The 7,064-nt window shown below is 74.9% G+C and carries 4 protein-coding genes and 1 pseudogene; 3 read left to right on the plus strand and 2 right to left on the minus strand.

Going from position 1 to position 7,064, the window contains the following annotated elements:
• Positions 1-73: 73 nt before the first annotated feature.
• Positions 74-1,729, minus strand: a complete 1,656-nt coding sequence (locus IH13_RS0105480; protein WP_031081483.1) for a DNA repair helicase XPB — start codon at positions 1,727-1,729, stop codon at positions 74-76.
• A gap of 202 nt (positions 1,730-1,931) precedes the next feature.
• Here IH13_RS0105480 and IH13_RS0105485 point away from each other — a divergent pair, with 202 nt between their 5' ends.
• The gene (locus IH13_RS0105485) at positions 1,932-2,714 is read left to right on the plus strand and encodes a uracil-DNA glycosylase (RefSeq protein ID WP_031081485.1); all 783 of its coding nucleotides are present in this window, start codon (positions 1,932-1,934) and stop codon (positions 2,712-2,714) included.
• A 545-nt stretch (positions 2,715-3,259) separates the two neighbouring features.
• A complete protein-coding gene (locus tag IH13_RS44365; protein ID WP_234433219.1) occupies positions 3,260-3,634 on the plus strand; it encodes a hypothetical protein in 375 nt (124 codons plus the stop codon).
• Between the two features lie 21 nt (positions 3,635-3,655).
• Here IH13_RS44365 and IH13_RS0105495 read toward each other — a convergent pair whose 3' ends face one another.
• Positions 3,656-6,199, minus strand: coding sequence for a helicase C-terminal domain-containing protein (locus IH13_RS0105495; RefSeq protein ID WP_234433220.1), 2,544 nt, complete (start codon positions 6,197-6,199; stop codon positions 3,656-3,658).
• A gap of 64 nt (positions 6,200-6,263) precedes the next feature.
• On the opposite strand from IH13_RS0105495, the pseudogene IH13_RS0105500 reads away from it, so the two are divergent.
• Positions 6,264-7,064 (plus strand): annotated as a pseudogene (locus IH13_RS0105500) (hypothetical protein); the annotation flags it as partial.

Consider the following 7,064-nt stretch of genomic DNA (forward strand, 5'->3'; position numbering starts at 1 on the left):
GCTCGGCCCGCAGGCTCGGGCCCAGCTCCCCCGCCGGGCGCGGCTCTCCGGGCGGAAACAGCTCCCGCCGGGCTCAGCTCTCCGGGTCGGGCTCCGCGAGGAGTTCGTCAGCGTCGACGATCCGGTACGCGTACCCCTGCTCGGCCAGGAACCGCTGGCGGTGCGCCGCGAAGTCCTGGTCGACCGTGTCGCGGGCGACCACCGAGTAGAAGCGGGCCTCGTGCCCGTCCGCCTTCGGCCGCAGCACCCGGCCGAGCCGCTGCGCCTCCTCCTGGCGTGAACCGAACGTCCCCGACACCTGGATGGCGACCGTCGCCTCCGGCAGGTCGATCGAGAAGTTCGCGACCTTCGACACCACCAGCACGCTGATCTCACCCTGGCGGAACGCCTCGAACAGCTTCTCGCGCTGCGCGTTGCTGGTCTCGCCCTTGATCACCGGGGCGTCCAGATGCTCACCGAGCTCGTCGAGCTGGTCGATGTACTGCCCGATCACCAGGGTCTGTTCCCCCTGATGCCTGCGCACGAGCGCCTCGGTGACCTTCCGCTTCGTGGCGGTCGTCGCGCAGAACCGGTACTTCTCCTCGGTCTCGGCGGTCGCGTAAGCCAGCCGCTCCGAGTCGGTGAGGTTGACGCGGACCTCGACGCAGTCGGCGGGCGCGATGTACCCCTGGGCCTCGATCTCCTTCCACGGCGCGTCGAACCGCTTGGGCCCGATGAGCGAGAAGACGTCCGACTCGCGGCCGTCCTCGCGCACCAGCGTCGCCGTGAGCCCGAGGCGCCGCCGCGCCTGGAGGTCGGCGGTGAACTTGAAGACGGGGGCGGGCAGCAGGTGCACCTCGTCGTAGACGACCAGGCCCCAGTCGCGGGAGTCGAAGAGCTCCAGGTGCGGGTAGACGCCCTTCCGGCGGGTGGTCAGCACCTGGTAGGTGGCGATGGTGACCGGCCGGATCTCCTTGCGGGTTCCGCTGTACTCGCCGATCTCGTCCTCGGTCAGCGACGTCCGCTTCACCAGCTCGTGCTTCCACTGCCGGGCCGAGACGGTGTTGGTGACCAGGATCAGCGTGGTCGCCTTCGCCTGGGCCATCGCCCCGGCGCCGACCAGCGTCTTCCCGGCGCCGCAGGGAAGGACGACGACGCCGGAGCCGCCGTGCCAGAACCCGTCGACGGCCTGCTTCTGGTACGGGCGCAGCGACCAGCCGTCCTGGTCGAGCTCGATCGGGTGCGCCTCGCCGTCGACGTACCCGGCGAGGTCCTCTGCGGGCCAGCCGAGCTTCAGCAGCGTCTGTTTGATCTGCCCGCGCTCGGAGGGGTGCACGGCCACGGTGTCCGCGTCGATCCGGGCACCGACCAGCGGCTGGACCTTCTTCGAGCGGAGGATCTCCTCCAGCACCGGCCGGTCGTTGCTGGTCAGCACCAGCCCGTGTACCGGGTGCTTGGACAGGGTGAGCCGTCCGTACCGCGCCATCGTCTCGGCGATGTCGACGAGCAGCGCGTGCGGCACGGGGTAGCGCGAGTACTCCACGAGCGCGTCGACGACCTGCTCGGCGTCGTGGCCCGCGGCGCGGGCGTTCCACAGGCCGAGCGGGGTGACCCGGTAGGTGTGGATGTGCTCGGGTGCACGCTCCAGCTCCGCGAAGGGGGCGATGGCACGGCGGCAGGCCTCGGCCTGGTCGTGGTCGACTTCGAGGAGCAGCGTCTTGTCGCTCTGGACGATGAGGGGTCCGGTCACGCGCGTCGGCCCTTTCTGGTCTGCCTCTGCCCTGCTGCTGGGGTCCGCCGCCGGGCGGCCGCGAACGGCCAAACGTCCAGTGTGCCGCATCCGGCCCGCGAGCGGGCGGCCGTGCCGGGCCGTGATCACGCCGCCCGCCGGCCCTCAGGGCTCGCAGACCCCAACGATGTGCTGATGATCCGCGAGCCCTTAGCGTGGTGGGATGGTCGAAGCGGAAGCAGCAGATCCGGATCCGGTGCCGGGCGCCGAGGACCCGGGGTTCCCGGCGTACCACGCGTCCCGGAGTGGTGGCCTCGCGGAGCTGGACCTACGCGTCAGCGGATGCCGTGCCTGCCCCCGGCTGGTGGCCTGGCGGGAAGAGGTGGCCGAGGGCAAGCGCGCGGCCTTCCGGGACTGGGAGTACTGGGGGCGGCCCGTGCCCGGGTTCGGACCGCCGGACGCGACGGTGGCCGTGGTCGGGCTCGCGCCCGCCGCACACGACCGGACCGGCCGGATGTTCACGGGCGACGCGACCGGCGACTTCCTCTTCGTCGCGCTGCACGCCCTGGGTCTGGCCTCGCAGCCCACCTCCGTCGACGCCGGGGACGGGCTCACCCTGCGTGGCGTACGTCTCACCTCGCCCGTGCACTGCGCGCCCCCGGCGAACCGCCCCACCCCCGCCGAACGCGACACCTGCCGCCCCTGGCTGGCGGCCGAGCTGGAGCTGCTGAGCCCGGGCCTGCGCGCGGTCGTGGTCCTCGGCGGCTTCGGCTGGCAGGCACTGCTCCCGGTCCTCGCCGACGCGGGCTGGCGGCTGCCCCGCCCGCGCCCCGCCTTCGCCCACGGCGCACACGTCGTCCTGCCCGCCACGGAACGCCGGCAGGAACTGCACCTGCTGGGCAGCTACCACCCGAGTCAGCGCAACACGTTCACGGGCCGGCTCACGATGCCGATGCTCACCGAGGTGCTGCGGGAGGCGGCGGGGATCGGAGGCCTCGGGACGTGAAAGGCGGGCAGGCCGGGGCGTGAAAGGCGGGCCGGGGCGGCCAGGAGCTGATAGAAAGGGATTTCGGGTCGGCGGACGGCCGACCGCGGGGGAGGGACGACACCATGACACAGCCGCCGCCCTGGCCGGCGCAGCCGCCCCAGCAGCCGTACGGCCCACCAGGGGCCGGCCCCGGGCCCGGACACGGGAACCCGCACGGCGGACAGCCGGTGGCGGACAACCCGTACGCCCAGCCGCCGCAGCAGCCTCCACCCCCGCCGCAGCATCTGTCCCAGCCGCCGCAGCAGCCCCCTCCCGCGTACGGGGCGTACCCGCCGCCTCCACCGCCGCAGGCCCCCGCGCCGATGGCAGGCCCAGGCCCGGGTGCCGGCGGCGGGAAGCGGCGTACCGGGCTGATCGTGGGGGGCGCTGTCGTGGCACTCGCGCTGGTCGGCGCCGGGGCCTGGTTCGCGTTCGGGAGCGGGGACGAAGGCGACTCCAAGCCACCTGCGGCCAAGGGGAGCCCGAGCACTTCCGCCGGCCCGAGCGCCACGGAGGGCCCCTCCGTGGTTCAGCCCCCGGCCGATGAGACCCCTTCGAACCCCGCCGTTCCCTCGCCCACCGGGACCGGGCTGCAGGCCGTGTGGCGGGCCCCCGACTCCACGATGCTCGCCCTCGGCGACGCGTACCTGGACGAGCCCAGGCGCGTGAACGCGATCCTCAGCGACGGTGACGGGTTCGAGTGCAAGGGCCGGTGGCAGACGGACGACCTCGGCGACCTGGTGGTGGCACTCCTCTGCGAGCAGGACGGCACCAAGGTCGAGGGCAAGGACCGGCTCGGGGAGATCGAGCGGAACGGGGACACCCTGACCGTGACCTGGAAGAAGGGAACCACGGGCACGGAGTCCTTCGAGCGCTTCCGTGACATGGACCCCGCCTGACCGCAACCGCCCGACGGGGCGTCAGGAACCCTGTGCGCGGCCTTCGTCGGTCCCGCCGGTCTCGTCGGCCTCGCCGGTCTCGCCGGTCTCGTCGGCCTCGTCGGCAAGTTCCGCGACACCCGTGATCCGGTGCAGCGGATAGGTGCGGACCTCGTCGGCCGTGTGGTCGTACGCCGTGACGAAGCCGCCCTCGACCTTGACCGGCGCGATCACCCGCTGGCTGGCCGCGCCGTCCGCGTTGACGTAGCCGATCCACACCGCGGACCCGGTCATCGCCGCCGCCTGGACCGTGGCCAGGGTCTCCGCAGGGGTCGTGCGGGGCAGGGCGCCGCCCGCCGCGCCGGGGCCGTCCTCCGCGCCCCCGGTGCCGGTGCGGACGGCCCGGGCGGCGGTGTCCCCGGCGCGGACGGCCCGTACCGCCGCCGACAGCAGGGTGGCGTCCGGGACCGGCGGGCCCTCGGGTACCGGGGCCGGGGGCGTACGCGGCGGGGTGCGGCGGGTGTGGGCGCGGGTGATCAGGACGTCGCCCTCGGCGGACTCGGCGGCCGGGGCGTACCCCATCTCGCGCAGCCCCTCCAGCAGCGAAGCCGGGTCGGTCTGGGCGGCCAGCACGGTCGGCGCGAGGCGGCGCAGCCGCAGGGCGGCCGAGCGCTTGTCGGCCAGGATCTCGTTGAGGACCGCCTCGTCGTCGCACCGCACGTACGCCGACGCGGCCCCGATCCGCAGATGGCCGTGGCGGCGCGCGACGTCGTCGATGAGGTAGCTCAGCGGCTGCGGCACCGGTGTACGGCTGTGTGCGGCGAGGAAGGCGTGCAGGTCGGCGGCGGCCTGTCCGGCGTCCAGCGCGCGGCGTACGGAGCCGGGCGTGAAGCGGTAGACCGTCGCGCCGCCCTTGGACTCGACGTCCGCGAGCACCGAGAGCATCTCGGCGAGCGGGCGTTCCAGCGGACCGGGCGCGACCGCCGTCAGGTCGGCCTGGAGCAGGACGTGGCCGAGGGGTTCGGGGATGAGCGGGGCCAGCAGCGCGGCGGCCTCGCGGGGGCCCTCGTCGAGCAGCGCGCGGGCCTGGGAGGAGAGGGCGCCCCGGCCGGTGACACCGAGCGACTCCGCCTCGTTGACCGTCCACAGGGCGATCCTGGAACGCAGGTCGGAGGCCTCCCCGGAGGCGGCTGACGCGCCGGGCGCGGGCGTACGCAGGGGCCGTTCCCAGCGCAGCCGGGTGAGCAGGGACTGCGGGTCGGGGGCGGTGCCCGCAGGGAGCGCCGCGAACAGGGCCAGCACCCGGCGGCGTACCTCGGGGGCCGCCGAACGGTCCAGGTTGGGGCCGAGCGCGGACAGGGCCCGTCCCTTGGCGTCCTGACCGCCGACCAGCCCGGCCGTGCGGGTGGCGGCGAGCCAGGAGGTGACGAGGCGGGTCCAGCGGTCCTGGGCCGGGAGCTCCAGCCAGTCGTCGTACGCCGGGGTCGGCGCGTACCGTTCGTCGGTCTCGCCGTCGGGAGCCAGCAGCCCTGCGGCGTACGCGAGTTCGACCCAGAAGGCGGCGATCGGCTCGGACACGTCCAGCGCGTTCGCGGTCCGCTTCAGCTCGCGCACGCTCAGGCCGCCCGCACGAAGGATCGCGGGGCCGCCGTTGTTCCAGAGATTCAGCAGTTCCTCGATCGTGGACAGCGCGGTGAACGCCTGGCCGGCCGCGGCTCTGTCCACAGCCTGGGGATCGCGCTCGGCGACGGCCGTGACGGCCGGGGCCACGGGCTCCGGTACGCGGTGGGCGCGGCCGGCCCGCAGATGCAGCGCGGCCTCGCGCGGCAGGACGACGGTGCGGGTCGAGACGGGCAGCAGCAGCCCCCGGTCGCGGAGCCATCGCACCGGCGGCGCGGGGTTCGCGGTGACCTCCCCGTAGGGCGGGCCCCACACCAGCCGGTCCAGCACCGCCAGCGCCTCGACGGGCGCGGTGTCCAGCAGCGCGGCCATGCGCGTGCGGTCGGTGAAGAGTTCCGTCAGCGAGGTGACGGCGGAGACCGGGTCGTGGGTGGCCGGCAGCCCGGCGGCGGCCAGGATCTCCTGGAGCCGGCCCGGCGACATCCCGGCCGTGGCCTCGGAGACGGTCGGGCCGAGACCGGTGGGGGAGGGGTGCTGCGGGGACGGGGCGAGCAGTTCGCGGGCCGTGCGGACGAGGTGCAGCGCCTCGTCCTCACCCCAGACGAGGGCCTGCTCGCGCAGGGTCGCGAGCGCGCCGGGCAGCGCGGCGGTGATCGCCGCCCCGGTGTCGTCGCGCCCCTCGCCGTCGTCCTGGCCGTCTCCCGTCAGCAGTGCGAGGAGCGCGGCGTACGGAGCCGGGTCCGGCGCCACCGCCAGCGCCTGGGCGGTCTGCAGGGCGAACCGGTCCAGGTGTTCCAGCGCGCGGACGACGGAGGCCCGGGTGCCGGCCCGTGTCGCCAGCTGCGTGATGTCGTTCGGTACGGGGCTCAGCAGGTCGGGGCGTGCACGCAGCAGCCCTGCCAGCGATGCGTCTCCCCGGGCGCGCAGAGACTCGGCGAGCGTGCGCGGTGGTGTGGTCGTCCCCATCCGTCCCACGGTAGCCCCTGGAACGCTACCGTCGGGGCAGGCCGGGTAGAGGGAGAACCATCGCGTGGGGATCGAGAGCGACCAGCTTGTCTACGACTACCTGAGCCGGGTCGGCGACCTGGCGCAGCAGCAACAGCTGCCCTCGGGCGCCCGGATGAGACTCGTCTCGACGCTCCGGGGCGAGATCGACCGGCAGCGCGGCACGGCGGGCGCGGACACCCCGGCCACGGTCCGGCGCATCCTCGGCCGGCTCGGCGCGCCGGACGAACTGGTCGCCGCGGCGGCGGAGTCGGGGGACGGGACGGGCGCGGTACCGCCACCCCGAGCGGCGGCGCCATCCCGGGCGACGGAGCCACCCCGGGCGACGCCGCCATCCCGAGCGGCGGCGCCACCCCGGGCGGCGGCGACGGGCCCGGGCGGCGCGGAACCGGGCGAGGTCCCGCGCCCGCGGCGCGGGATGTTCCGGAAGCACCCGGCGGGCACGGACCCGGGCCGGCGCGAGGACCCGGGGCGGCGCGAGGACCCGGGGCCCGAGGGCCCGGCGGGCGGGGAGCCGGACGTACCGGACGGTGGCGTCCCGGCCGAAGAGCCGGAGCGGGGGCCCGCTCCGGCCTGGCCTTCCGCCTCGGCACCGCACATGCGCGGACTGGACCAGGCGGGCGTGCCGGACGGCGAACCCGAGTGGTGGCGGATCGAGCCGGGACCGTTCGGTGAGACCGGGGACCGGGCGGGCGTGTCGGACGTGTCGGGCCTGGACGTACCTGGGTTCGTGGGCGGCCTGAGCCCGGAACTGCTGAGGCCCCCGCGGCCGGTCCCGGACCCGGAGGACACCCCGGACACCGTTCCGGCCCTGTCTCTTATACAC

Origin of the sequence: Streptomyces sp. NRRL WC-3549 (assembly GCF_000721935.1) — a bacterium.
Taxonomy (GTDB): Bacteria; Actinomycetota; Actinomycetes; order Streptomycetales; family Streptomycetaceae; genus Streptomyces.

Coding starts and splice junctions, on each gene's coding strand:
- IH13_RS0105485 (WP_031081485.1), top strand. CDS start 1,932: ATGGTCGAAGCGGAAGCAGCAGATCCGGATCCGGTGCCGGGCGCCGAG.
- IH13_RS0105495 (WP_234433220.1), bottom strand. CDS start 6,199: ATGGGGACGACCACACCACCGCGCACGCTCGCCGAGTCTCTGCGCGCC.